A 23,044-nucleotide genomic window follows, 5' to 3' on the forward strand; every position below is an offset into this window, starting at 1 on the left:
TCGGTTTCTCGTCTTTCAGACGAACTCCAATCCCAGTTCCTTCAGTTTGGCTTCGCCCGGTTTGGTCGTGGTAGGATCCCAGCCGCGGTCCTGGTAGTACGTGGTCAGCATGTCCTGGAACTTTTTCCGATCCAGCACGGCACCTTTCTTGGCGCCGATGGTGAAGGCGTCCTCGAAGAACCGGTCCGGCAGCTTGTCGTCGCCGCGGCGGAACCCCTCGCGATAGTTGAACATTTTCTCCAGGTTGAAGATTCTCTCCCCCGCCTTTTCGAACTCGGCCTTGTCGTACTCGTGACCGGTGATCGCGCTCAGCAGTTCGAGCATGGGCTCTTCCAGTGCCGGCTCGAAGGTCGGGAAAAAGCACATGCCGGTGGAGTCGAGCATGGCGCGCCTGTTCTGCATGGCGATGTCGTCGCCGCTCATGTGGCAGGCCCCCCGGGACGCGGTGACGTAGGAAAGTGCCCTGGGCTGGTTCCCCTGGATGTTGTGCGCCGCCAGTTCCAGCCCCTTCACGTGGATGGCGAACTTCTCGCTCCCCTGTCCGATGTGGCGGGACAGGTTGGCCACACCCTGGGCGGCGAGGGCGCCCACGCCCTCCTTGGCGGCGATCTTTTCGATCATGGCCAGGGTCGCGTCCACGCTCCCCCACGTGAGGTCAATGCCGTCCAGAAACTTCCGGTCGATCATCCCCTTTTCGTAGGCCTCCATCAAAAAGCCGATCACGTTGCCGGTGGAGATCTGGTCCAGGCCGAGGTCGTCGATGTTGTAGATCGCCCTCAAGAGACCGGGCATGTCGGAAATCATCAGGTTGGAGCCGAGCATGACGCCGGTTTCGTACTCGGGGCCGTCATGCACCACGCCGCCGTACTTCCCCTTGGTGACGCCGCTCTTCTTGCACGCGAGCGGACAGCAGTAGCAGGCGAAGTCCCGCACCCACACGTCGCGCCGCGCCGCGTCGCCGCCGATCTTGTCCGCCTCGGTGAAGGTCCCCTCGCGGTAGTTGCGCACCGATTCGGTCCCGGCGTTGCTGTTGCCGACGATGGCCCTGGCCGTCCCCTGTTCGGCCCACGATTTGGCGTAGGTCGTCCCGTAGAGCGCGCGCCTGGCCTTTTCCAGCGCGGCCAGGAACCGTTCGTGGTCGGCGACGCCCGGCTGGCCGGAACCCTTGACGGCGATGGCCTTCAGATTTTTGGAGCCCATGACGCAGCCGGACCCGCCGCGCCCGGCGGCCCTCCCGGCGGTGTGGATGATGCTGGAGTAGGGGACCAGGTTTTCTCCGGCGGGGCCGATGTACACCGTCTTGTAGTTGCGGTCGCCGAGCTCTTCCAGAAAGGCCTTGTCGAAGGCGTCGGTCCGCATCCCCTTGAACTTCCGGGCATCCCGAATGGTCACCTTGTCGTTGTCGATGACGATGTAGGAAAGCTCCCTGGCCTTGCCGGTGACCACCAGCCCGTCGTATCCCGCGAACCTGATCTCCGGCCCGAAGAAGCCCCCCATGTTGGAGTAGGTGACGGTGGAGGCATGGCGGTGATCGGATTTTAGCGGCGCCGTGATGGGGGACTTGGTGACCACGCAGGTCCGCGACGACGAGGGGACCGGGAGCCCGGAGAACGGTCCGGGTATGAACATGAGCGGATTCTCCGGGGAGAGAGCGTCGACGCCCGGCTTTTTCAGGCGGTCCCAGAGCAGCTTCATGCCCAGCCCCTGTCCCCCCACGAACTTGTCGAGGTCCTCGGGAGGGACGGCTACCGTCCTGGACTTACCCGAGGTCAGATCTATTTCAAGGATCCTGCCGTGGTATCCCGGTTTGCCGCTCATTTCACACCTCCCAACGTTGCCGTCCCGTACCAGTTCCTGGCCAATTCAGCCGCTATCTTTTCCGGGCCGAGGCCGTAGAATTTCCGGTCGCGCCGCACCTCGACGTAGGAGAGCGCTCCGAAGGGGCAACGCTTGGCGCACTGCGGATCGCCCCCGCACAGGGTGCACATCCGCTCCGGTTTTCCCGTCTCCGGGTTGGGGCGAATGACACCGGTGCGTTGCGCGGCGCAGGCCTTGGCGCAACTGCCGCAGCCGATACATCGGTTGGCGTCGTTGTGCATGGTGTGCGTCACGTCGTCGCGATAGAAGGCGCGCCGCCCGGTTTTGGCGTCGGGCTCAACGGGGCACGCTTTGGCGCAAGGGGTGTCGGCGCACATGGCGCAGACGTTGGGGACGTCCACGTCGGGGTTGAAGTTGTGGACCTTGATGTTGGCGAAGTAGGGGTTGCCGAGTCCCGGCAGGGCCTTCCCCGCGACGGCTGCGGGTCTATTGCGCGACGAGCACGCCGCCTCGCAGGTTCTGCATCCCGTGCACTTGTTGTAATCCACCACGACCATCTTCAAGGTCGGTTCGCCCGACAGCGCCCACGCCGCCGAGTGAATCCCGAACTGCCCGAACAGCACCAGCGCGCCGCCCCCAACCCCGACTCCCTTCAGGAACTCCCGGCGGGTGAAGGTGGTTTGGTGCTGCCGCGTTTGCTCGTTATCCCTCGTCATATCAGCCTCCTTGAATGGAAAAGCTTTCCTAGCTGCCGCATTGCACGCTCTTTGAGTCTCTCAGCTTTTCTCCTGCCTAGCGCTGAACGCTACGGCCGGCAAGCTGGCCAAGGGTTCTACCTGCCGTGACCAGCGCGGGGGGCGCGTCGACCGATGCCCACCATGGCCTGTCTTGCGCGGCTGCTGATGGGCAGACCGGTTCCCCCATGGCCGGCATGGCCACCTCGACGTTTCGCGCCTTCGCCAGCGCCAGCATCCTGTCGAACGGTTCGCGCCAGGCGTGCATGGAAAGGTCGAAGGTCCCGTTGTGAATGGGCAGCATCCTCTTCCCCTTCAGGTCGACGTGCGCCTGGATGGTTTCTTCGGGCATCATGTGAACCCCCGCCCAATTCGCGTTGTACGCTCCGGCCTCGAGCAGGGTCAGGTCGAACGGGCCGTACTGCTCGCCGATCCTTTTGAAGCCGTGGAAGTAGCCGGAGTCCCCGCTGAAAAAGATCCGGAAGCCGGGAGCGAGGATGGTCCACGAGTTCTGCAGGGTCTGGTTTTTGCCGAACAGACCGCGGCCGGAGAAGTGCCTGCAGGGTGTTGCCACCACGCGGACCTCGTCCACCTTCGTCGACTGCCACCAGTTCAGCTGCCGTACCTTGGCCGCCGGGACGCCCCAGCCGGTTATGATGTCACCTACGCCGACCGGCACCAGGAAATGCTCCGTCTTGGCGGATAACTTCATTATGGAATCGCGGTCCAGGTGGTCGTAGTGGTCATGGGAGATGATTACCGCCTTGATGGGAGGTAAATCCTCGATGCTGATCGGCGTCTGGTGGAACCGCTGGGGGCCCGCCCACTGTACCGGTGAAGCACGCTCCGAAAACATCGGATCCGTGAGCCAGAAGGAGTCCTGCAGCTTGAGGAGCACCGTGGAGTGCCCGATCCTAAAGGCGGTGTTGTCAGGTGCGGAGAGCAGCTCATCGCAGGTCATCTTGTGGATCGGGATTTTTCCGGTAGGGCGGGTGTCGGTCGGCTTGTTGAAGAAGAAATTCCACATGACCTGGACTGACTTCAGTACTCCTCCGGTCGTCATCACGTCTCCTGCTGATTCTTTCGCGGCCTCCGCTGATCCTTGCCGGGCAACTTCGCCGCCGCTGCGTACTGCCATGATTGTTAAGCCTCCGATGATCACAGCCGCGACCATCTTTCGTTTCAGGTTCATTTTTCTCGTGGTTGGCCGCCGGCCCGCGGCAGTCGTGGGGCCGGCGGCGGTGTTGTTCCTACTCGGATTTCAGCGAGGCCATGTCGATGGAGAAGCGGTACTTAACGTCCGACTTGACCAGTCTTTCGTACGCTTCGTTCACCCTCTGGATCGGGATCACTTCCACGTCGGAGGTGATGTTGTGCTGACCGCAGAAGTCGAGCATCTCCTGGGTCTCGGCGAGGCCGCCGATGAGTGAGCCGGAAACGCTGCGCCGACCGAACAAAAGCGCGAAGGAGGAGAGGGCAAGCGGCTTGTCCGGCGCGCCGACCAGGGTGATGTTCCCCTCCAGCCCCAGCATCTGGATGTAGGCGTTGAGGTCGTGATCCGCGGCGATGGTGTCGAGGATGAAGTTGAACGTGCCGGCGTGCTTCTTCATCTGCTCGGCGTCGGTGGAGATGATCACCTCGTCGGCGCCCAGGCGCAGGGCATCCTCTTTCTTCCCGGGGGAGGTGGTGAAGACCACGACGTGGGCGCCGAACGCCTTGGCGAATTTGACCCCCATGTGGCCGAGGCCCCCGAGGCCGACCACGCCGACCTTTTTCCCCTTGATGTCGCCCCAGCGGTGGATGGGGGAGTAGGTGGTGATCCCGGCGCAGAGCAGCGGCGCGACCCCGGCCAGGTTCAAGTTGGTGGGGACGCGCAGCACGAAGTGCTCGTCGACCACGATGCTGTCCGAGTAGCCGCCATAGGTGACCCCGCCCAGGTGCTTGTCGGGCGAGTTGTAGGTGAAGGTCGCGTTGGTGCAGAACTGCTCCAGGTTCGCCTCGCAACTGGGGCAGCTGTGATCGGAATCGACCAGGCAGCCGACCCCGGCCAGGTCGCCCGGCTTGAACTTGGTGACCGCCGAGCCGACCTTGGTCACCCGCCCCACGATCTCGTGCCCCGGTACGCAGGGATAGATGGTCGGCATCACGCTGTTCCACTCGTCACGCACGGTGTGCAGGTCGGAGTGGCAGATGCCGCAGAAAAGGATTTCGATCTGGACGTCGCGGTCGGTAGGCTCGCGGCGCTGAATGGTGGTCGAAGCCAGCGGGGCGGTCGCGCTGGCGGCGGAATATGCTTTTGCCTTATACATGGTTGCTCCTCCTTGTTCCTGGTTACCTGTTGGTGAGCTTTTCCAGCATCTCGGGGTAACGGTCCCCCTCGACGTGGATCCTGGCGGCGGCGGAGTCTATCTGGCGCAGGTCCTCCGCGCTCAGGTTGATGTCGACGGCGCCGTTGTTCTCGTCCAGCCGCTCCAGTTTCGTTGTTCCCGGGATGGGCACGATCCACGGCTTTTGCGCCAGCAGCCAGGCGAGGGCGATCTGCGCCGGCGTAGCCTTTTTCTGGGCCGCGAGCTCCCCCAGCAGGTCCACCAGGGCCTGGTTTGCCTGCCGCGCCTCGGGTGTGAAGCGGGGGAGGGTGGTGCGGAAGTCGGTGCTGTCGAAGGTGGTGCTGGCGTCGATCTTCCCGGTCAGGAACCCCTTGCCGAGCGGGCTGTAGGCGACCAGACCGATGCCGAGTTCCTCCAGCGTGGGAAGAATCTCCGCCTCGGGGCGGCGCCACCACAGCGAGTATTCGTTCTGCAACGCGGCGACCGGCTGCACGGCGTGGGCGCGACGAATGGTCTGCACCCCCGCTTCGGAGAGGCCGAAGTGCTTTACCTTCCCTTCCTTGATCAGCTGCTTCACCGCGCCCGCCACCTCTTCGATCGGCACGTCGGGATCGACCCTGTGCTGGTAGAAGAGGTCGATGACCTCGATTTTGAGCCGCTTCAGCGAGGCCTCCGCGACTTCGCGGATGTGCTCCGGGCGGCTGTTGAGAGCGGGGAGGCCACCCTTCATCCCCCTGGGGTCCTTGCCCGCGGCGATGTCGAAGCCAAACTTCGTGGCGATCACCACCTGGTCCCTCAGCGGGGCGAGCGCCTCGCCGACCAGTTCCTCGTTGGTGAACGGTCCGTAGACTTCAGCGGTATCGAAAAAGGTAACGCCGCGCTCCACTGCCGTTCGCAGCAGGGCGATCATCTCCTGCTTGTCCTTTGGGGGGCCGTACGAGAAGCTCATGCCCATGCAGCCTAGTCCCAGGGCGGAAACTTCCAGTCCGCTTTTCCCCAGTTTGCGCTTTTGCATTTTGGTCTCCTTTGAGTCATTGTGTAGTTGTCGATGCGGCAGGGACCGATGCTATGACAGTAGACGTACCGGCAAATTCTATCGCATCGTGCTCCATGCTCCAGCGTGGGCATGATCGCGTGACCCATTGCGATGATCAGATACTAGCTCTTAAACAGGAAAGGCGGGTAGACCGATCCTGCCTGATTTTTGCCTGATTCTCCGGATGCTTCGAAAAAAGTTGTAATGCACGCACGGCTTGGCTAGGATGGTTGAAGTCAAAGAGTTGTTAAAACAACCGCTTGTGCTGATGGTTGGAGGTCGATGCACATGGAAGAAGCTATTGAAAGTTTGAGGCGGAGCGTTGCCCGATGGACCGAACATGGCGAGATGTTCACCACGCCGGTGCCCGGGTTGTCACTGTTCAGAAGGGAAGAAGTGACCGAGCCGGGGACCGGCATCTATGAGCCGAGTGTCTGCCTGGTCGCCCAGGGCGCCAAGCGCATCCAGCTCGGCGATGAAACCTTGGTCTACGACGCCAATCACTTCCTGATCACGTCGGTGCATCTCCCCACGGTGGTGCAGATCATCGAGGCCAGCCCGGAGAAGCCGTACCTTGGTCTCAGGCTGATGCTCGACCTGCGTGAGGTCTCCCAACTCATGCTGGACAGTAACCTCCCGCAGCCCCGCACCCAGCAGTCCAGCAGGGGTATGGCGGTCGGGGAGGTCACCCAGCCGCTTATCAGCGCCTTCCAGCGCTTGCTCGACCTGCTTGACGATGAAAAGGATGTGCCCATTCTGGCGCCGATGATCCAGCGCGAGATCATCTACCGGCTGCTCGTTGGCGACCAGGGGGCGCGCCTGAGGCAGATCGCTTCGGCGGGAAGCCAGAGCCAGCAGATCGCCAGGGCGATCGACTGGCTCAAGGGGAACTTCGCCAACCCGTTGCGTATCGACGAGCTTGCGACCAAGGTGAACATGAGTACTTCCACGTTTCACCACCACTTCCGGACCCTGACGGCGATGAGCCCGCTGCAGTACCAGAAGATGCTGCGCCTGAACGAGGCCCGCCGCCTGATGCTGACCGAGCGTCTGGACGCGACCACCGCCGCCTTCAACGTCGGCTACGAGAGCGCCTCGCAGTTCAGCCGGGAGTACAGCCGCCTCTTCGGGACGCCGCCGCTTAGGGACATCAACCACTTGCGCCGCATGGCTACCGGCGACCTGCCAACATCGGTTTCCGCGTGATAGGCGCATCCTGCTAGAGCATCGCCATCCAGCTGAGCCCCCCCCGGGGGGGTAATTTGTTTTGCGTCTGTGGTAACTTGCAACACGCCCGTGGTAATTTGCAACACGCCCGTGGTAACTTGCAACATGCCCGTGGTAACTTGCAACGCGCCCATGGTAACTTGCAACGCGCCCATGGTAACTTGCAACGCGCCCATGGTAACTTGCAACGCGCCCATGGTAATTTGCTATGTGCCCGTAGTAATTTGCAACGCGCCCGTAGTAATTTGCAACCTACCCGTGGTAATTTGCAACGTGCCCGTGCAAACTTGCAACGCGTCCGTGGAAGTTTGAAACGTCTTCCTGAGGTGCGAAGGCCTCCCTAAATTGCGAAGGTCATTGCTGGTCCTCGATGTTCCAGTACCCGGGCTTGGCGCATGTGCTGAGGTCTCCGGGATCCGTCGCAGAAGCAGCCGACTCCCGGGGCTTCACGGCTGCCTCCTTGGTGAGGATCACCATTTCGACCTCCTCACCCACGTGACTCTTGATCACCCCGACATCTTGGCCTTTCTTCAACTCGAGGACTATGTGACCATCGTCGTCCTGCCCAATTATCCCCGTTGCTCTGAGTTTCATGGATAACCTCCTCTGTTGATGTGGTCGGGAAAAAGTACCCACGAATCGTGCCATGTCATTAGAGAAAGTCAATGTGCCGGAAGGGGAGATGTGAGTCACGTATCTGTGGGAGTGAGGCGGGGACAGGAACGAAAAGAGCGGCTGCTTCCCAGCGATTACCGTTGTGGTATCGCAGCGAAGAGCCGCTCTGATTTTTCTACTCGCTGCTGATAGCGCCTATTCGGCGAGCAGCCTCTTGATGGTGTCTTCCATCGCCTTCGCGGTCTGGTCGGAGAAGCCTTGGAACCTCTCGGCTACGACACCTTTCTTGTTGATGACGAAAACGGTGGGGATGGAACGCAAGCCGTACTCGGTCTGCATCTCCTCGCCGGCTATGGCGACCGGGTAACTGATCCTGCGCTCATTGATGAAGTTCTTGACGTCGCGGTCGCTTCCTTCATCGACACTTACTCCCAGCACCTGCAGCCCCTGCTTGCCGTACTTCGCCCTGAGCGAGTTCAGATGGGGGATGGCTTCCTTGCAGGGGATGCACCAGGTGGCGAAGAAGTCCATCACCAGGACGTAACCCTTGTAGTTGTTCAAGGTGATCGGCTGGCCGGAAGTGGTGGTCACCTTGATCGGGGGAGCGGGGTCGCCTTTTTGCAGTATGGCAGCGGCGGGTTGCGTGAAGAGCAGCAGGCCTGCCAGCGCCAGGGGGGTGATCCTCGCCAGGTATTTCTTGAACTGCATCTGCTTTTTCATTTTAGAGAGCCTTATTGATCAGGGCCTCCAGCTGGGCTTTCGGGATGGCGCCGACTACCTGATCAAGCACTTTGCCGTCTTTGATCAGGATGACGGTGGGAATCCCGCGCACGCCGTATTTGCCGGGGGTCGCCGGGTTGTCGTCAACGTTGACTTTGCCTACTTTAACGCGTCCTTCGTACTCGGACGCCACGGTATCGATGAGGGGGGCGATCGCTTTGCAGGGGGCGCACCAGGTGGCCCAGAAGTCTACCAGCACCGGGATGTCGGACTGCAGGACTTCCTTCTCAAAGTTGTCATCGGTAAAGGTATGTACGTTTTCGCTGGCCATTGAACCTTCTCCTTTAATAAAAAAAGTGAGTTCTACTATAAATGAGCCGATAAAAAAAGCAAGGAGTAAATGCCCCTTGGGTGAGAGGTGGTTAAGGTGTCCAAACCCCTCTGACCGTTGACGTATTCAGCATTGACAGGGCTGCGGGATAGGGCCATATTGGGGCGGCCGCCCCGCTATAATTAAAGGTGACACCGATCTGTTGCGGGCGGGCAGGGAGTGCTTCGTGCGTCATTACCCGATAAACCTGAACCTGAAGGGACGCCTCGTGGTGGTGGTCGGTGGAGGCAAGGTGGCCGCCCGCAAAACCGCCCGGCTGCTGGGTGCAGGTGCGCGTGTCACCGTCGTGGCCCCCGTGGTCGAAGAATCCCTTGCCGCACTCGCCGCGCAGGAGCGCATCGTGCACCTGTCTCGCAGCTACCGCCCCGGCGACCTCACCGGGGCGACCCTCGCCTTTGCCGCCACCAGCGACGCCGCAATCAACCGCGAGGTGGCGCGGGCAGCCCGGGAACTGAATATTCTTGTCGACTGTGTCGATCTGCCGGACGACGGTGACTTCGTGACACCCGCCGTTCTCGAACAAGGAGAGCTGCTGATTACGGTCTCGACTGGTGGAGCCAGCCCCACTCTGTCAAAAACGATCGTCGATCGGCTGAGAGCCCAGTTCGGTCCTGAATATGGTGAGGCTGTAGCCCTTTTAAGTGCGGTCCGTGAAAAGCTATTGACTGAAAAGGCTGGGAACGCATACAATGACACGGTTTTTGCCGAGCTTGCCGCGCTGGACCTCCCCGCGCTAATCAAAAACGGGCAGAGAGATGCCATAGACCAGATACTCCTGAAGCTCTCCGCTGCCGGGGCCGCACCGGGCTCGGTAGAGGCAGGAAAAGAGGACCCTTCATGAACGCCTTGCTCTTCAACAGCACCCTGGTCATCTACGCGGTCGTCGCCGCCGTCTACCTGATCTACTTGCTCAAGCCAAAGGAATCCCTGGGTAAAACCGGCCTCTGGCTCACGCTCGCCGGCTTCCTCGTTCATTGCGGTTTCACTCTGAACCGCTTCCTCGAGGCGGGGCACACCCCGATCACCAACCTGCACGAATCGCTCTCCTTCTTCAGCCTCTCCGTGGTGGGGATCTTCCTGCTGCTGGAACGGCGCTACAAGATCAGCATCCTCGGCTCATTCATGATGCCGCTGGCGCTGTTGATCATGATCATCTCGGCCTCCTTCTCCACGGTGATTCCGCCGCTGAACCCGGCTCTCAAGAGCAAGTGGCTCGCGGTCCACACCATCATGGCCTTCCTTGGTTATGCCGCCTTCGCCATTTCCTTCGGCGTCAGCATCATGTACCTGATCCAGTCGCACTTCTTGAAGACGCGCCGGCTGGGTTCCATGTTCCAGAAGCTCCCCTCGCTGGACATCCTGGACGACATCAGCTACCGCTGCCTCACCTTCGGCTTCCCGCTGCTCACCTTCGCCATCATCTCCGGTGCCATCTGGGCCGAGACGGCGTGGGGCACCTACTGGAGCTGGGATCCCAAGGAGACCTGGTCGCTGATCACCTGGTTCATCTACGCCGCGTTGCTGCACGGCAGGCTCACCACCGGCTGGCGCGGCAGAAAGGCGGCCATGCTCTCGATCTTCGGCTTCGTCATCATGCTCTTCACCTTCCTCGGCGTAAACCTGTTGCTGCCGGGGCTGCACAGCTATAAGTAAGAGGGATTACCCCAGAAGGGGCAGGGATTGTTATGAACATTATTGTGGTCGGGCTTTCGCATAAAACTGCCGCAGTTGAAATACGGGAAAAAGTTGCATTCTCCCCCACCCAGATGGAGAAGCCTCTCAACGCCCTCGTGGCGCTCCCCGACATCACCGAGGCCGTGATCGTTTCCACCTGTAACCGCGTGGAGATCTACGCCACCACCCGCGACGTCGCCGGCGGCATGGCGCGCCTGAAGCGCTTCCTTGCCGACTACCACAACTTCCCGTTGGAGACGCTCGAGAAGCACCTGTACGGCTACCACGGCGAGGAGGCCACCCGTCACGTCTTCCGCGTCGCGTCGAGCCTCGATTCGATGGTGGTAGGTGAACCGCAGATCCTCGGGCAGATCAAGACCTCCTACGGCTACGCCGCCGAGTACAAGAGCTCCGGTATCATCCTGAACCGCTTCCTGCACAAGGCCTTCTCCGTCGCCAAGAGGGTGAGGACCGAGACCAAGATTGCCTCCTCCGCTGTCTCCGTGGCCTTTGCCGCGGTGGAACTGGCCAAGAAGATCTTCGGCGAACTCTCCGACAAGACCGTCCTTCTCATCGGTGCCGGCGAGATGTGCGAACTGGCCGCCAAACACTTCATCAACGTCGGCGTGCGCGGCGTCATGGTCACCAACCGTACCTACGAGCGCGCCGAGAAGTTGGCCGAGGAGTTCGACGCCAAGCCGGTGCACTTCGAAGCCCTGATGGAGCACCTTCCCAAGGCGGACATCATCCTCTCCTCGACCGGTGCGCCCCACTTCATCATCCACGAAAAGGACATGGAGGAGGTGCTGCGTCGCCGCAAGCTGAAGCCGATGTTCTTCATCGACATCGCCGTGCCGCGCGACATCGACCCCAAGGTCAACGACGTGGAGAACTGTTATCTCTATACCGTCGACGACCTCAACGGTGTCGTGGCCACCAACCTGGAGCAGCGCAAAATCGAGGCGGCCAAGGCCGAGGCGATCGTCGAGCAGGAGATCGGGCAGTTCTTCAAGTGGCTTTCCTCGCTGGACGTGACCCCGACCATCGTGGCGCTCAGGAGCCACTTCGACGAGATCAGGAAAGCGGAACTGGCCAAGACTCTTTCCAACTGGAAGGATCTCCCTCCCGGCGCGGAGAAAAAGATGGACGCCCTGACCAACGCCATCATGAACAAGCTGCTGCATCATCCTACCAGCCTCCTGAAGAGGACCGACCAGGGGAGCCGCAACGACCTTTACGTCGACGCCCTGCGCCACCTCTTCGACCTGGAGACGGGCGAGCAGCAGGAAGGCATGATGGAGCTGGAAGACTGATTACTTTAAGGAAGATCAACAGATAAAGGAGAAGTGCATGGCGCTGAAAGAGCTGAGAATAGGAACCCGCGCGAGCCAGCTCGCACTCTGGCAGGCAAACTGGGTCAAGTCCGAGCTGGAAAAACGCTACCCCGACATGACCGTCACCCTCAAGAAGATCAAGACCATCGGTGACAAGATCCTCGACGTGCCGCTGGCGCAGGTCGGTGGCAAGGGGCTCTTCGTCAAGGAGATCGAGGAAGCGATGCTGCGCGGCGAGATCGACATCGCGGTGCACAGCATGAAGGACGTGCCGACCGAGTTCCCGGAAGGGCTGGGCCTTTACTGCATCACCGAGCGCGAAGACCCCCGCGACGCCGTCATCTCCCGCAACGTCAAGTTCCTCGACCTGCCGCAGGGCGCCCGCATCGGCACCTCGGCGCTTCGCCGCCAGGCGCAGCTGCTGAAAGTCCGCCCCGACCTGGAAATGGTCATCATCCGCGGCAACGTGCAGACCCGCATGGACAAGCTGGAGACCGAGGGGCTCGACGCCGTCATCCTGGCTGCCGCCGGTCTGAACCGTCTCGGCTTCGCCGACCAGATCACCGAGCTCCTGCCGACCGACCTTTCCCTGCCGGCCATCGGCCAGGGGGCGCTGGGCATCGAGTGCAACCTCTCCAACGAGGATGTGAAGGACGCCATCTCCTTCTTCAACCACCCGGACACCAGCCGCGCCGTGCGTGCCGAGCGTGCTCTTCTGTGGCGCTGCGAGGGGGGCTGCCAGGTTCCCATCGCCGCCTACGGCGAAGTGACCGGCGACGAGCTGAAGCTGACCGGTTTCATCGCGTCGGTGGACGGCAAGGTCTCCGTGAAGGGTGTGGTTAGCGGTCCGGCCGACGACTGCGAGAAGCTGGGCGTGAAGCTTGCCGAGCAGCTCCTCTCCGAGGGCGGCCACGCCATCCTCGCCGAGGTGTACCAGCGTGAAGTCTCCCGGGAGAAGGAAATCCCGGTATAAACCCCAAAACCAATAGCCACGGAGGCACGGAGAAGATCTGAGAAAAGCAAAAGACTTTGGGGGCACCCCGCTTTTGCCTTTCTCCGTGTCCTCCGTGTCTCCGTGGCCAACGGTTCTGACTTTCTTTTAAAGGCTAACGGTTCTACCTTAGCCTTTTGCCTTTTGCGCACATCACTCTCTTTTCCTGGTGCGAGATGACTGCTGAAACGACAAAGAAAGGGTATGTCTACCTGATCGGCGCAGGCCCCGGCGATCCCGGGCTGATCACCGTCAAGGGACGCGACTGCCTGGCCAGGGCGCAGGTGGTGATGTACGACTACCTCGCCAACGAGGAACTGCTGCGGCTCGCTCCCAAGGGGGCCGAACTGATCTACGCCGGCAAGGTCGGCGGCGAGCATAACCGCGAACAGAGCCAGATCAACGAACTGCTGGTGCAAAAGGCGCTCTCCGGCAAGGTGGTGGCGCGGCTCAAGGGGGGGGACTCCTTCATCTTCGGCCGTGGCGGCGAAGAATGCGAGGCGCTGGTCGCGGAGGGGATTCCCTTCGAGATCGTTCCGGGCATCACCGCGGCGGTCGGCGCCACCAGTTACGCGGGGATCCCGCTCACCCACCGCGGCGTGACCACCTCGGTCGCCTTCGTGACCGGGCATGAGAAGAAGGGCAAGGCGTCCTCCGAGATCGACTGGGAGGGGCTGTCGCTGGGCAGCGGCACCGTGGTCTTCTACATGGGGGTCACCAACCTGCCGCACATTGCGCAAAGCCTCATGGAGCACGGTCGCGCGCCGGAAACCCCGGTGGCACTGATCCGCTGGGGCACCCGTCCGGAGCAGGAGGTGCTGGTCGGCACGCTGGCAGATATCGCGGACAAGGCCCGCGCCGCCGCTTTCAAGGCCCCGGCCATCACCGTGGTCGGTGAAGTGGTCAACCTTAGGGAGACGCTGCGCTGGTTCGACAACCGCCCGCTCTTCGGCCGCACCGTGCTCGTTACCCGCGGCGCCGACCAGGCCGGTGAATTCACCTCGATGCTGGAACAGCTCGGCGCCCGCGCCTACTGCTGCCCGACCATAGAGATCGCCGCGCCCGAGAGCTACGCCGCCCTGGACGAGGCGATCGACGCGCTGGACAGTTTCCACTGGATCGTCTTCACCTCGTACAACGCGGTTAAATACTTCTTCGCAAGGCTTGCCGAGCACGGCCTCGACAGCCGGGCCCTCGGGCGCTGCCACGTCTGCGCGGTCGGCCCCAAGACCGCCGCGGCGCTCGCCCCCTACGGCATCCGTCCCGACCTGATCCCCGCCGATTACAAGGCGGAGGGGGTGGTGGCCGCTTTCTCCGAGATGGACATGAACGGCAAGTGGATCCTCTTCCCGAAAGGGGATCGCGCCCGTGAGGTGATCCCGGAAGAACTGGGCCGCCTGGGCGCGCAGGTGATCGCGCCGGTGACCTACGCCAACCATACCCCCTCGGCTATTCCGGATGAGGCGTTGTTGGCGCTCGAGGAGAAGAGGATCGACTGCGCCACCTTCACCTCCTCGTCCACGGTGCAGAACCTGGCCGGCATCCTCGGTGAAAACCGTTTCCTGCACCTGATGGAAGGGGTCACCATCGCCTCGATAGGACCGATCACCTCCAAGACCTGTCGCGACCTCGGTCTCGACGTGCACATCGAACCGGCCGAGTTCACCCTTGAGGCCCTGTCGCGGGAGATGATCAGCTTTTTCGGCGGCGCCGCCACACATAGTTAACCCCCGCCCGCTCGTCCTGCTTCCCCTCCCCCGGAGGGGGAGGGCTAGGGAGGGGGAAGGTTTAGAGTCTATCCACTGCAAGCAAAAGGAGAAATGGTATGTTCTACCCGGTGTACAGAGCGAGACGAATTCGGGGCAAGGAAGTCTTCAGGAATATGGTCCGTGAGACCGCGATCTCGGCAAACGACCTGATCTACCCGATGTTTTCCGCCTTCGGCAAGGGGATCAAGAAAGAGATCTCGTCCATGCCGGGCATCTACCAGCAGTCCATCGAGAACATCGTCGAGGAGGCCCAGGAAGCGTACGAGCTGGGTGTCCCGGCCGTCATCCTGTTCGGCATTCCGGAACAGAAGGACGCGATGGGTAGCGACGCCTACTCCGAGAGCGGCATCATCCAGGAGACCATCCGCGCCATCAAGAAGGAAGTGCCCAAGCTGGCCGTCATCACCGACGTCTGCATGTGCGAGTACACCGACCACGGCCACTGCGGCGTGATCAAAAACGGCGACGTGGACAACGACGAGACCCTGGAACTCTTGGCTCGCGAGGCCCTTTCCCACGCCCGGGCAGGCGCCGACATGGTTGCCCCCTCCGACATGATGGACGGCCGCGTGGCCGCCATCCGCGAGGCGCTGGACAACAACGGCTACAACCATATCCCGCTGATGAGCTACGCGGTGAAGTACGCCTCCGGCTACTACGGCCCGTTCCGTGAGGCCGCCGAGTCCACCCCGCAGTTCGGCGACCGTCGCTCCTACCAGATGGATCCGGGCAACAGGCTCGAGGCGATCCGCGAGGCGAGGATGGACGTCGAGGAAGGCGCCGACATCCTGATGGTCAAGCCGGGCCTGCCGTATCTCGACATCGTGCGCGAGGTTAGAAACGAGTTCAACCTCCCCACCGCCGTGTACAACGTCTCCGGCGAGTACAGCATGGTGAAGGCCGCCGCCAAGATGGGGTGGATCGACGAAGACCGCGTCATCATGGAAACCATGATGTCCTTCAAACGCGCCGGCGCCGACCTGATCCTGACCTACCACTCCAAGGAAGTTGCCAAGCTGCTGAGGAAAGGGTATGAGGCGGAGCTGAACGGCCGCTGCGGCTGCGGCTGCAGGTAACCGGCTGCACCGATACAAGAGAAAAGCCCCTGTCGACTCCGTCGGCAGGGGCTTTTTATATTGTTGGTCAGGTTCACGTTCCGCCTCCCCTTGCGGGAGGGGGCTAGGTGGGGGAGGGGGCCATCATCCTCTGCGGAGGGAGGCAAGCAAGGGGTCAGGATTTTGTATGGCGGACCTTCACTATCTCCACCGGTTCAGCATCACCACGACCGGGAGGATGGCGCGCGCCCCTTCGACCACGGCGCTACGCGGGTTGGACGCGGTGAAGACGTTGATGCCGGTACGCTCCTCCAGCAGGTGCCGCAGTCCCGGTATCAACGCGCCGCCGCCGGTGAGACAGATGCCACTGTAGATGATGTCGCACCCGATGTCGTTGGGCAGGTCCCTGAGGAAGGAATCGATGCCGTCGGCGATCTCTTCGAGGACCGGGAGCAGCGCTGCTACCGTTGTTCCCGCGGCTGGCTCGGAATGTCGGCTGGTGCCGCAATCACGCAGCAGCAGGTCCGCCTCCTCCTCGAGCAGCACCGTCTGTTGTACGGCTTTGACCGCCGTCATGATGGCGTGCCGCATGCGGCAACAGCCGCCCCTGAGGGCGTAGCTGGCGATGACTTTTCCGGAGCGGAAAACGGCGCAATCGGTGACGCCGTCGCCGACATCCACCACCATCTGGGCGTAAGGGGAAGAAACGTCGAGGTTGGCGCCGACGGCAGCAGCAAGCGGTTCCGGGATGATGGATACCGCGGCGGCCCCCGCCTTCATGATGGCATCGGTCAGCAACTGCCGCTCGCTGTCACTGGCGTCGCTGGGGGCGCAGCCGAGGATGCTTGGCTTCACCATGCCGAAGACCCGGCGCCGTTCGAGCACCGGTTGAAGGATCCGGAAGGCAGCCTCCGGGTCGACGATGACGCCGTCGTGCAGCGCTTTGCGAGATCCGATCCGGGAAGGAACTTCAACCATCCCGCAGTTCCCGGTGGCAATGCGAGTGGTTGCAGTCCCGACATCGAGTGCGACGTGCTGTCGCCACTGGTCCATGTTGAATAGAGTCATGACCCTGCCCCGACAAGTTGCTGTTCTTGCAGGAGCCGAGCATAGCCCAAGGGAGAATCAGGGTCAAACAAAAGCGTTATCAAAGAGGTCACGGAGGTCCACAGATGTCACAGAGAAAGAACGCTGGGGATTTCTCTGTGCCCGCCTTGGTTTTGCCTCTGTGTCCTCTCTGTGATCCGCCTTTGAGCCTACTGCTTCATGCCCTGATCATCACCAGGAGCATCTTGAAACGTTTAACGGCGCGCAGGGAGTGGGGCTTGTTGGCGGGCATGATTATGATCTCCCCCGCCGACACGGTATGCGCCGTTCCTTCGATATTGATTTCCGCCTCGCCGTCCAGCACCTGCACGAAGGCATCGTAGGGAGCGGTGTGCTCGCTCAGCCCCTCACCCGCGTCAAAGGCGAAGGCAGTAATGGTCCCCACCGGCTTGTCTATGACCGTCCTGCTAACCACCGCGCCGTCCTGGTAGCCCGCCAGGTTTGCCAGATTCAGTGCCTCGCCCAGAGCAACACCCTTTTTCTCTGCCATGTCCTTCTCCTTGTCATGTGAGTTCGTCGGATTGTCTTCTTGATAGGAACTGTAACCCGTGCAGAGAGTGTTGCAATTGATGCAAGTCAATCTAATGGTAAAATTCTGCGCATGCCCAAACCTTTCCGCTACCTCGAACCAACCTTCTTCGCAGGACTGTTCGACGACCCGCTGCTGCTGGTCCGGGTCCGTCCGACCGGCCGCGCGCTCCTTTTCGATTGCGGCAAGATGCATCACCTCGCCAAGAGGGTCTACACATCCATCGACGCCATCTTCATCAGCCACGCCCACATGGACCACTTCATGGGGATGGACAGCGTGATCCGCCACAGCCACGCTTCGCCGCGCACCATCGACGTGTTCGGTCCGCCGGGGCTCTCCGAGCGCATGGCGAGCAAGTTCGCCTGCTACGACTGGAACCTCGCCGATACCTTCTGGGGGAACTTCAGGGTCAACGAAATCTGGGCCAACGGGCGGGTGGCGAGCATGCTCTACAGCGGACCGGAAGCCTTCGCCGCCAGTTGCGAGGGGGAGCGCAACGGCGTCCTCTACGGCAACCGGCACCTGACCGTGAGCGGGACCCACTGTGAGCATCACATTCCGGTCATGGCCTATCGCGTGGACGAGGGGGAGGCATTCGTGCTCGATGACGAGCGCATGGCGGCGGAAGGGGTCAAGAAGGGGGAGTGGCTCAAGGAGATGGAGAAACTGTTCCATGACGGTGTGATGGAGGGGAGCCCGGTCAGGTATCCGTACGACAGCGGCGGGAGTATAGAAGAGAAGGTGGCACCGGATGCAGCTGAGTTGTACCAACGTATCAGGAAGTTCGAAGAGCCGGCGAGCATCGGTTACGTGACCGATATCGGGTACTCAGAGGAGAACGTGACCAAGCTTTCGGGACTGGTGCAAGGGGTGACGCTGTTGGTATGCGAGTGCGCTTTCCTTGCCTCCGAGAGCAAGAAGGCGGGGTTGTCACGCCATCTTTGCACCACGCAGTTCAACCAGTTGTTGGACCGTTTGCGGCCCCGGTATGTGTTGCCGATGCACTTCTCCAAGACCTACCAGAGGGGGAGCGAGCCCTTGTACCGGGAGATCGAGCCCCCGCCCGGTGTCACCGTCTTGAAAATCCCCGACCGTCTCACTCCGCGTCCCCTCATGGAGAGCGAAGTGCCGCGGCCAGTCGAGATATAACCCCGAAAAGCTTTAACGCAAAGTAGCAGAGGCGCAAAGGCGCGAAGTTCTTATATGGATAACATCTCTTTGTGCTTTTAACTTTGCGGCGTCGCGCCTTGGCGTCTTGCGTTGAGGCCTTTTTCTTGTCTTGAATCTCGCTCAGCTTTTCTGCTACAAAGGCAGCATGAAAAAGAGCAACTCCAACAGCGATGCCCCGGTAGTCTACTCTTCCGAATTCGGCCGCATGTGCCCCGGTTGCGGCAAGCCCGCCAACTCCTGCGTCTGCAAGAAGTCGGCAGCGCCCGCTGGCGACGGCGTGGTGCGCCTGAGGCGCGAAACGAAAGGGCGCGGCGGCAAGACGGTCATCGTCATCACCGGCCTCCCTCTCGACGCGGCGGCCCTCACCGCTTTGGCGGGCGACCTGAAGAAGCGCTGCGGCTGCGGCGGAACCGCCAAGGACGGCGTCATCGAGATCCAGGGGGACCATGCCGAGGTGCTGCTCGCTGAACTCGCCAAGCGCGGCTATAAGGCCAAACGCGCGGGAGGCTGATCCGGCCATTCCACCGAGAAAGTTTTCCCTCCAAGTTCCACCTGGTCGCCAGGACGCAGCTTTCTGCCACGGCGCAGTTCCACCTCGCCGTTCACCGACACCATCCCTTCCGAGATGATGATCTTTGCCTCGCCTCCGGAACAGACCGCATCCACCGCCTTCAGAAAACTGTCCAACTTGATAAATTCTGTATCTATCTTCACAGATCCTCCACATCTCAAAGTCTCGCCGTCATGGCGCGGTTGAATTTAGCACAGAATTCTGTTAAAAAGGGACATTTCGCTAAGGAGAACCCTGCATGTACACTACCAACGATTTCAAGAAAGGCCTCGTGATCCAGCTGGACGGAGCCCCCTGCGTGTTAGTCGACGTAAGTTTTCAATCCCCTTCGGCCCGTGGCGCCAACACCATGGTCAAGACCAAATACCGCAACCTGATTACAGCCCAGGTTCTCGAGAAGACCTTCCGTTCCGGGGACAAGGTGGACGAGGCCGACTTCGAGCGTCACAAGGGGCAGTTCCTCTACGCCGACGGCGGCCGCGGCATCTTCATGGATCTGGAGACCTACGAGCAGTTCGAGATGGAAGAGGACAACTTCGAAGCCATCGCGCCGTTCCTTCTCGACGGCACCGAAGTTCAACTCGGCATCTTCCAGGAGCGCATGGTCAACGTCGACCTTCCCATGGTAGTCGAACTGGTCGTCACCGAGACGGCTCCCGCCATGAAGAACGCCACCGCCACAGCGCAGACCAAGGAAGCCGTATTGGAGACAGGTCTGCGTCTGCAGGTGCCGCCGTACCTCGAGGCGGGCGAGAAGATCAAGGTCGACACCCGCGACGGCCGTTTCATCTCCCGCGCCTAGTCAGTCATAAAAATTAGAAGAAAAGGGTTGACACAGTCGGCGAATCAAAGTATAAAGTTGGTCTCTTGCCCAGATAGCTCAGTCGGTAGAGCAGAGGATTGAAAATCCTCGTGTCGGCGGTTCGATTCCGTCTCTGGGCACCACTAGAAAGTCAGGCACTTACGTACTTCGTAAGTGCCTTTTCTTTTGCAATTGACGTAGATGCTATCCTAGCTGCTACTTTGTTTTGTCATACTCAGTTGACCGTAAAACAACTTTTGCTGTGAGTTACCTACCTACCCGTGATATCTCTTTTACGTCCCACCAAAGTTGTAGCGCCATACAGTAAGAAAGACGTGCCTGTGTCAGCAAGATAATGGGAAAGAACACCGTATTCGTGACACCGAAGGTTGCTGCTTGGTTCTCACGTCCTCTTCAGCCTCCACCCTACACGTTAAAACACCATATTGAGTTTATAAAATAAAGTTAAATGGCTTGAGGTTAATTAACCTCAACGAAAAAACATGAAGTTTACACGATGTTGCGCGGTCTGTTGTCGTGGTATGCAACTTGCTCGGACGCTTTGATCTTTGTAGGAGCATATCCCATTGGAAATGGGATATGCATTGAGAGATTTATAAAAGAAACGTTTCCGGCAATAGCCAATCTCCAAAAATAAATAATCGTTACATCTCTTTGATCAGAGCAAACCCGGAGTAATCCGGGGACGCAGAGGACCAGATCCGTTTCCGCGGATGGCTGACCCGCCGGAGAGTGTGGTTCGCCGTACTTTGAGTATGGTTGAAGCGCCCGTCTTCTATGCTGATGAAGAGGGCGCTTTTTTATCCGAACCGCTAAGTTTTCATTCCAATATCACCTATTTGCTGGAGGAACATGCTTATGACCAAGCTGTACTTAAGAATGATGATCATCTTTGGAACTGTACTTCTTTGGGCGTCTGCCTGCTTTGCTTCCGGGGGCAAGGTGACCTATCCGGACGGCACGCCTGTTGTTGGGGCTGAAGTGAATGTGCATCTGCAGGAGGTGGACAAGTACAAACTGACCACCGATGCCAATGGCCGTTTTACCCTGCCAACGATGGATTTTTTTGATGCCTTCGTGCAGATAAAGGCTCCTGACGGTTTAGATTACGCAACCGTCAATTTACCAGCCGAGGTGTTCGATAAAAGCAATGTATCGGTTGTACTCCAACCGATGAGATAACATATCCGTGACACTTAAATATGTACTAACAAGCCACTGGAGGAAATCTGATATGAAGTTGGCTCTAAATAGAATCGGGCTTGTTCTGCTTATGTTAATAATCCTGTTTGGAACAATAAACACAGCGCTGGCATGGACGCTTTCCGGTACGATTTACGGCGGTAGTAATCCACTTCCCAATGCTATTGTAGAGGTGCACAATGCAGTGACCGCAGTTCAAGTAGCTACAACAACCACCGATGCAAATGGCGCTTATTCCGTCGCAGTTTCTGATGGCAGCTATAATCTTCTTATTTCACCCCCGTCGGGTCGGGGGCTCACCGATTCTACGGTGAATGGAATTATTATTAATGGGGTCGATGTTACGCAGAACATCATCCTTATACAGCAGGCCGTCACCTTGTCGGGTGCGATACGGAATCTTACAGGTACAGGTGTAGCAAATGTAAAAGTCACTGTCTCGGACCAGGCAAGTGGCGTGTCGGCGGGTCAAGTTTCTTCTGATGGCAACGGGAATTACTCAGTTCCTCTCGCTAGCGGTACGTATAAACTTAGTGTGGAGGGAGGATCTTCTAGTGCGTGGATCTCACCGACAACCAATGTTCCAGCACCACATTATTTTCACGGTTACGACATTTTGCAGAACGTAGTTGTGTCAACCAATACCACACAAAACATCACGATGCCGTTTGTTACGCTAAGTGGTAAGACTACTGACAACAACGAAGTGCCTGTATCTAACGTGAAAATAATTCAGGAGTGGGGCCATTACGTCAGTCAAAGCGTAGGTTATTATCTGACATGGAACGGCCAATTTGAGCCGGTTACCTCTGACGCCTTGGGTAATTACAGCATAACTGTAGTTTCAACGTCAGCTGATACTTTAACACTAATTCCCCCACCTGGCAGTGGCCTTGCCCAAACGGTTGCTAATGGGATTAATGCTACGACTGATGCTGTCAAAAACTTTCCCCTACAACAGGCTGTCACCCTCTCCGGGAAAATACAAAATCTCAGTGGAATTGGTGTAGCAAATGTGAAAGTCACTGTCTCGGACCAAGCAAGTGGCGTGTCGGCGGGTCAAGTTTCTTCTGATGCCAGCGGGAATTACTCAGTTCCTCTCGCTAGTGGTACGTATAAACTTAGTGTGGAGGGAGGGTCTTCAAGTGCGTGGATCTCACCGACAACCAATGTTCCAGCACCACATTATTTTCACGGTTATGACATTTTGCAGAACGTAGTTGTGTCAGCCAATACCACACAAAACATCACCATGCCGTTTGTTACTCTAAGTGGTAAGACTACTGACAACAACGGAGTGCCTGTATCTAACGTGAAAATAATTCAGGAGTGGGGCCATTACGTCAGTCAAAGCGTTGGTTATTATCTGACATGGAACGGCCAATTCGAGCCGGTTACCTCTGACGCCTTGGGTAATTACAGCATAACTGTAGTTTCAACGTCAGCTGATACTTTAACACTAATTCCCCCACCTGGCAGTGGCCTTGCCCAAACGGTTGCTAATGGGATTAATGCTACGACTGATGCTGTCAAAAACTTTCCCCTACAACAGGCTGTCACCCTCTCCGGGAAAATACAAAATCTCAGTGGAATTGGTGTAGCAAATGTGAAAGTCACTGTCTCGGACCAAGCAAGTGGCGTGTCGGCGGGTCAAGTTTCTTCTGATGCCAGCGGGAATTACTCAGTTCCTCTCGCTAGTGGTACGTATAAACTTAGTGTGGAGGGAGGGTCTTCAAGTGCGTGGATCTCACCGACAACCAATGTTCCAGCACCACATTATTTTCACGGTTATGACATTTTGCAGAACGTAGTTGTGTCAGCCAATACCACACAAAACATCACCATGCCGTTTGTTACTCTAAGTGGTAAGACTACTGACAACAACGGAGTGCCTGTATCTAACGTGAAAATAATTCAGGAGTGGGGCCATTACGTCAGTCAAAGCGT

General features: G+C 59.4%; 23 protein-coding genes, 1 tRNA gene and 1 riboswitch. Of the genes, 13 read left to right on the forward strand and 11 right to left on the reverse strand.

The features are described 5' to 3' along the window. Positions 1-15: 15 nt before the first annotated feature. From KOL99_RS04935 to KOL99_RS04955, 5 genes are all read right to left on the reverse strand, one after another. Positions 16-1,818, reverse strand: coding sequence for an aldehyde ferredoxin oxidoreductase family protein (locus KOL99_RS04935; RefSeq protein WP_216509351.1), 1,803 nt, complete (start codon positions 1,816-1,818; stop codon positions 16-18). Then, the gene (locus tag KOL99_RS04940) at positions 1,815-2,534 is read right to left on the reverse strand and encodes a 4Fe-4S dicluster domain-containing protein (RefSeq protein ID WP_216509352.1); all 720 of its coding nucleotides are present in this window, start codon (positions 2,532-2,534) and stop codon (positions 1,815-1,817) included. The genes KOL99_RS04935 and KOL99_RS04940 overlap by 4 nt, the downstream gene beginning before the upstream one ends. 76 nt (positions 2,535-2,610) lie before the next feature. Beyond that, on the reverse strand, positions 2,611-3,615 hold the full coding sequence (locus tag KOL99_RS04945; RefSeq protein WP_236025766.1) for an MBL fold metallo-hydrolase: 1,005 nt from the start codon (positions 3,613-3,615) through the stop codon (positions 2,611-2,613). A gap of 187 nt (positions 3,616-3,802) precedes the next feature. After that, positions 3,803-4,861, reverse strand: coding sequence for an NAD(P)-dependent alcohol dehydrogenase (locus KOL99_RS04950; protein WP_216509354.1), 1,059 nt, complete (start codon positions 4,859-4,861; stop codon positions 3,803-3,805). 22 nt (positions 4,862-4,883) lie between these two features. Continuing rightward, on the reverse strand, positions 4,884-5,894 hold the full coding sequence (locus KOL99_RS04955; protein WP_216509355.1) for an aldo/keto reductase: 1,011 nt from the start codon (positions 5,892-5,894) through the stop codon (positions 4,884-4,886). 309 nt (positions 5,895-6,203) lie between these two features. Here KOL99_RS04955 and KOL99_RS04960 point away from each other — a divergent pair, with 309 nt between their 5' ends. Beyond that, positions 6,204-7,121, forward strand: coding sequence for an AraC family transcriptional regulator (locus KOL99_RS04960; RefSeq protein WP_216509356.1), 918 nt, complete (start codon positions 6,204-6,206; stop codon positions 7,119-7,121). A 375-nt stretch (positions 7,122-7,496) separates the two neighbouring features. Here KOL99_RS04960 and KOL99_RS04965 read toward each other — a convergent pair whose 3' ends face one another. The 3 genes from KOL99_RS04965 to trxA form a co-directional block, all read right to left on the reverse strand. After that, the gene (locus tag KOL99_RS04965) at positions 7,497-7,736 is read right to left on the reverse strand and encodes a hypothetical protein (RefSeq protein ID WP_216509357.1); all 240 of its coding nucleotides are present in this window, start codon (positions 7,734-7,736) and stop codon (positions 7,497-7,499) included. Positions 7,737-7,952: 216 nt separating this feature from the next. Next, positions 7,953-8,477: a TlpA family protein disulfide reductase gene (locus tag KOL99_RS04970; RefSeq protein WP_216509358.1), complete on the reverse strand. Its 525-nt coding sequence runs from the start codon at positions 8,475-8,477 to the stop codon at positions 7,953-7,955. 1 nt (position 8,478) lies between these two features. Continuing rightward, entirely contained in the window at positions 8,479-8,808 is a 330-nt protein-coding gene (trxA, locus tag KOL99_RS04975) for a thioredoxin (protein ID WP_199396653.1), read from the reverse strand. Positions 8,809-9,034: 226 nt separating this feature from the next. On the opposite strand from trxA, the gene KOL99_RS04980 reads away from it, so the two are divergent. From KOL99_RS04980 to hemB, 6 genes are all read left to right on the forward strand, one after another. Beyond that, positions 9,035-9,709 (forward strand): precorrin-2 dehydrogenase/sirohydrochlorin ferrochelatase family protein, encoded by a 675-nt coding sequence (locus KOL99_RS04980; RefSeq protein WP_216509359.1) that lies wholly within the window; start codon positions 9,035-9,037, stop codon positions 9,707-9,709. Further along, positions 9,706-10,521 carry a c-type cytochrome biogenesis protein CcsB gene (gene ccsB / locus KOL99_RS04985; protein ID WP_216509360.1) on the forward strand — a complete coding sequence of 272 codons (816 nt, stop codon included), beginning with the start codon at positions 9,706-9,708 and terminating at the stop codon, positions 10,519-10,521. The genes KOL99_RS04980 and ccsB overlap by 4 nt, the downstream gene beginning before the upstream one ends. Before the next feature lie 32 nt (positions 10,522-10,553). Continuing rightward, positions 10,554-11,855: a glutamyl-tRNA reductase gene (gene hemA / locus KOL99_RS04990; RefSeq protein ID WP_216509361.1), complete on the forward strand. Its 1,302-nt coding sequence runs from the start codon at positions 10,554-10,556 to the stop codon at positions 11,853-11,855. Positions 11,856-11,892: 37 nt separating this feature from the next. After that, positions 11,893-12,849 carry a hydroxymethylbilane synthase gene (gene hemC / locus KOL99_RS04995; protein ID WP_216509362.1) on the forward strand — a complete coding sequence of 319 codons (957 nt, stop codon included), beginning with the start codon at positions 11,893-11,895 and terminating at the stop codon, positions 12,847-12,849. 194 nt (positions 12,850-13,043) lie between these two features. Further along, a complete protein-coding gene (gene cobA / locus KOL99_RS05000; protein ID WP_216509363.1) occupies positions 13,044-14,594 on the forward strand; it encodes a uroporphyrinogen-III C-methyltransferase in 1,551 nt (516 codons plus the stop codon). Between the two features lie 98 nt (positions 14,595-14,692). After that, positions 14,693-15,712, forward strand: coding sequence for a porphobilinogen synthase (gene hemB, locus KOL99_RS05005; RefSeq protein ID WP_216509364.1), 1,020 nt, complete (start codon positions 14,693-14,695; stop codon positions 15,710-15,712). Between the two features lie 180 nt (positions 15,713-15,892). On the opposite strand, the gene KOL99_RS05010 is transcribed toward hemB, so the two are convergent. Both KOL99_RS05010 and KOL99_RS05015 read right to left on the reverse strand, forming a co-directional pair. After that, positions 15,893-16,759 carry a rod shape-determining protein gene (locus KOL99_RS05010; RefSeq protein ID WP_216509365.1) on the reverse strand — a complete coding sequence of 289 codons (867 nt, stop codon included), beginning with the start codon at positions 16,757-16,759 and terminating at the stop codon, positions 15,893-15,895. A gap of 196 nt (positions 16,760-16,955) precedes the next feature. Further along, a complete protein-coding gene (locus KOL99_RS05015; RefSeq protein WP_216509366.1) occupies positions 16,956-17,288 on the reverse strand; it encodes a cupin domain-containing protein in 333 nt (110 codons plus the stop codon). 111 nt (positions 17,289-17,399) lie between these two features. On the opposite strand from KOL99_RS05015, the gene KOL99_RS05020 reads away from it, so the two are divergent. After that, positions 17,400-18,479: a ribonuclease Z gene (locus tag KOL99_RS05020; RefSeq protein WP_216509367.1), complete on the forward strand. Its 1,080-nt coding sequence runs from the start codon at positions 17,400-17,402 to the stop codon at positions 18,477-18,479. Between the two features lie 166 nt (positions 18,480-18,645). Next, positions 18,646-19,011, forward strand: a complete 366-nt coding sequence (locus KOL99_RS05025; protein WP_216509368.1) for a translation initiation factor Sui1 — start codon at positions 18,646-18,648, stop codon at positions 19,009-19,011. On the opposite strand, the gene KOL99_RS05030 is transcribed toward KOL99_RS05025, so the two are convergent. Further along, positions 18,984-19,214, reverse strand: a complete 231-nt coding sequence (locus KOL99_RS05030; RefSeq protein ID WP_216509369.1) for an RNA-binding S4 domain-containing protein — start codon at positions 19,212-19,214, stop codon at positions 18,984-18,986. The genes KOL99_RS05025 and KOL99_RS05030 overlap by 28 nt on opposite strands. Before the next feature lie 95 nt (positions 19,215-19,309). Here KOL99_RS05030 and KOL99_RS05035 point away from each other — a divergent pair, with 95 nt between their 5' ends. The 4 genes from KOL99_RS05035 to KOL99_RS05050 all read left to right on the forward strand — a co-directional run. Then, on the forward strand, positions 19,310-19,873 hold the full coding sequence (locus tag KOL99_RS05035; protein WP_216499167.1) for an elongation factor P: 564 nt from the start codon (positions 19,310-19,312) through the stop codon (positions 19,871-19,873). Positions 19,874-19,940: 67 nt separating this feature from the next. Continuing rightward, positions 19,941-20,016 (forward strand) — tRNA-Phe (locus tag KOL99_RS05040). 530 nt (positions 20,017-20,546) lie between these two features. After that, positions 20,547-20,624: riboswitch (cyclic di-GMP riboswitch) on the forward strand. A gap of 128 nt (positions 20,625-20,752) precedes the next feature. After that, positions 20,753-21,076: a carboxypeptidase-like regulatory domain-containing protein gene (locus KOL99_RS05045; RefSeq protein ID WP_216509370.1), complete on the forward strand. Its 324-nt coding sequence runs from the start codon at positions 20,753-20,755 to the stop codon at positions 21,074-21,076. Positions 21,077-21,128: 52 nt separating this feature from the next. Further along, positions 21,129-23,044 (forward strand): carboxypeptidase-like regulatory domain-containing protein (locus KOL99_RS05050; RefSeq protein WP_216509371.1); only part of this gene is annotated, 1,916 nt, incomplete at its 3' end.

The organism is Geomonas azotofigens (assembly GCF_018919395.1).
GTDB classification, from domain to species: domain Bacteria; phylum Desulfobacterota; class Desulfuromonadia; order Geobacterales; family Geobacteraceae; genus Geomonas; species Geomonas azotofigens.

Excerpts from the sequence above, each read along its gene's own strand:
- KOL99_RS05045 (WP_216509370.1), top strand. The coding sequence starts at position 20,753 with ATGACCAAGCTGTACTTAAGAATGATGATCATCTTTGGAACTGTACTT.
- KOL99_RS04945 (WP_236025766.1), bottom strand. The coding sequence starts at position 3,615 with ATGACGACCGGAGGAGTACTGAAGTCAGTCCAGGTCATGTGGAATTTC.
- hemC (WP_216509362.1), top strand. The coding sequence starts at position 11,893 with ATGGCGCTGAAAGAGCTGAGAATAGGAACCCGCGCGAGCCAGCTCGCA.
- KOL99_RS05015 (WP_216509366.1), bottom strand. The coding sequence starts at position 17,288 with ATGGCAGAGAAAAAGGGTGTTGCTCTGGGCGAGGCACTGAATCTGGCA.
- KOL99_RS04955 (WP_216509355.1), bottom strand. The coding sequence starts at position 5,894 with ATGCAAAAGCGCAAACTGGGGAAAAGCGGACTGGAAGTTTCCGCCCTG.
- KOL99_RS04940 (WP_216509352.1), bottom strand. The coding sequence starts at position 2,534 with ATGACGAGGGATAACGAGCAAACGCGGCAGCACCAAACCACCTTCACC.
- cobA (WP_216509363.1), top strand. The coding sequence starts at position 13,044 with ATGACTGCTGAAACGACAAAGAAAGGGTATGTCTACCTGATCGGCGCA.
- hemA (WP_216509361.1), top strand. The coding sequence starts at position 10,554 with ATGAACATTATTGTGGTCGGGCTTTCGCATAAAACTGCCGCAGTTGAA.
- KOL99_RS04950 (WP_216509354.1), bottom strand. The coding sequence starts at position 4,861 with ATGTATAAGGCAAAAGCATATTCCGCCGCCAGCGCGACCGCCCCGCTG.
- trxA (WP_199396653.1), bottom strand. The coding sequence starts at position 8,808 with ATGGCCAGCGAAAACGTACATACCTTTACCGATGACAACTTTGAGAAG.
- KOL99_RS04970 (WP_216509358.1), bottom strand. The coding sequence starts at position 8,477 with ATGAAAAAGCAGATGCAGTTCAAGAAATACCTGGCGAGGATCACCCCC.
- hemB (WP_216509364.1), top strand. The coding sequence starts at position 14,693 with ATGTTCTACCCGGTGTACAGAGCGAGACGAATTCGGGGCAAGGAAGTC.
- ccsB (WP_216509360.1), top strand. The coding sequence starts at position 9,706 with ATGAACGCCTTGCTCTTCAACAGCACCCTGGTCATCTACGCGGTCGTC.
- KOL99_RS04960 (WP_216509356.1), top strand. The coding sequence starts at position 6,204 with ATGGAAGAAGCTATTGAAAGTTTGAGGCGGAGCGTTGCCCGATGGACC.
- KOL99_RS05020 (WP_216509367.1), top strand. The coding sequence starts at position 17,400 with ATGCCCAAACCTTTCCGCTACCTCGAACCAACCTTCTTCGCAGGACTG.
- KOL99_RS04935 (WP_216509351.1), bottom strand. The coding sequence starts at position 1,818 with ATGAGCGGCAAACCGGGATACCACGGCAGGATCCTTGAAATAGATCTG.
- KOL99_RS05010 (WP_216509365.1), bottom strand. The coding sequence starts at position 16,759 with ATGACTCTATTCAACATGGACCAGTGGCGACAGCACGTCGCACTCGAT.
- KOL99_RS05025 (WP_216509368.1), top strand. The coding sequence starts at position 18,646 with ATGAAAAAGAGCAACTCCAACAGCGATGCCCCGGTAGTCTACTCTTCC.
- KOL99_RS04965 (WP_216509357.1), bottom strand. The coding sequence starts at position 7,736 with ATGAAACTCAGAGCAACGGGGATAATTGGGCAGGACGACGATGGTCAC.
- KOL99_RS05035 (WP_216499167.1), top strand. The coding sequence starts at position 19,310 with ATGTACACTACCAACGATTTCAAGAAAGGCCTCGTGATCCAGCTGGAC.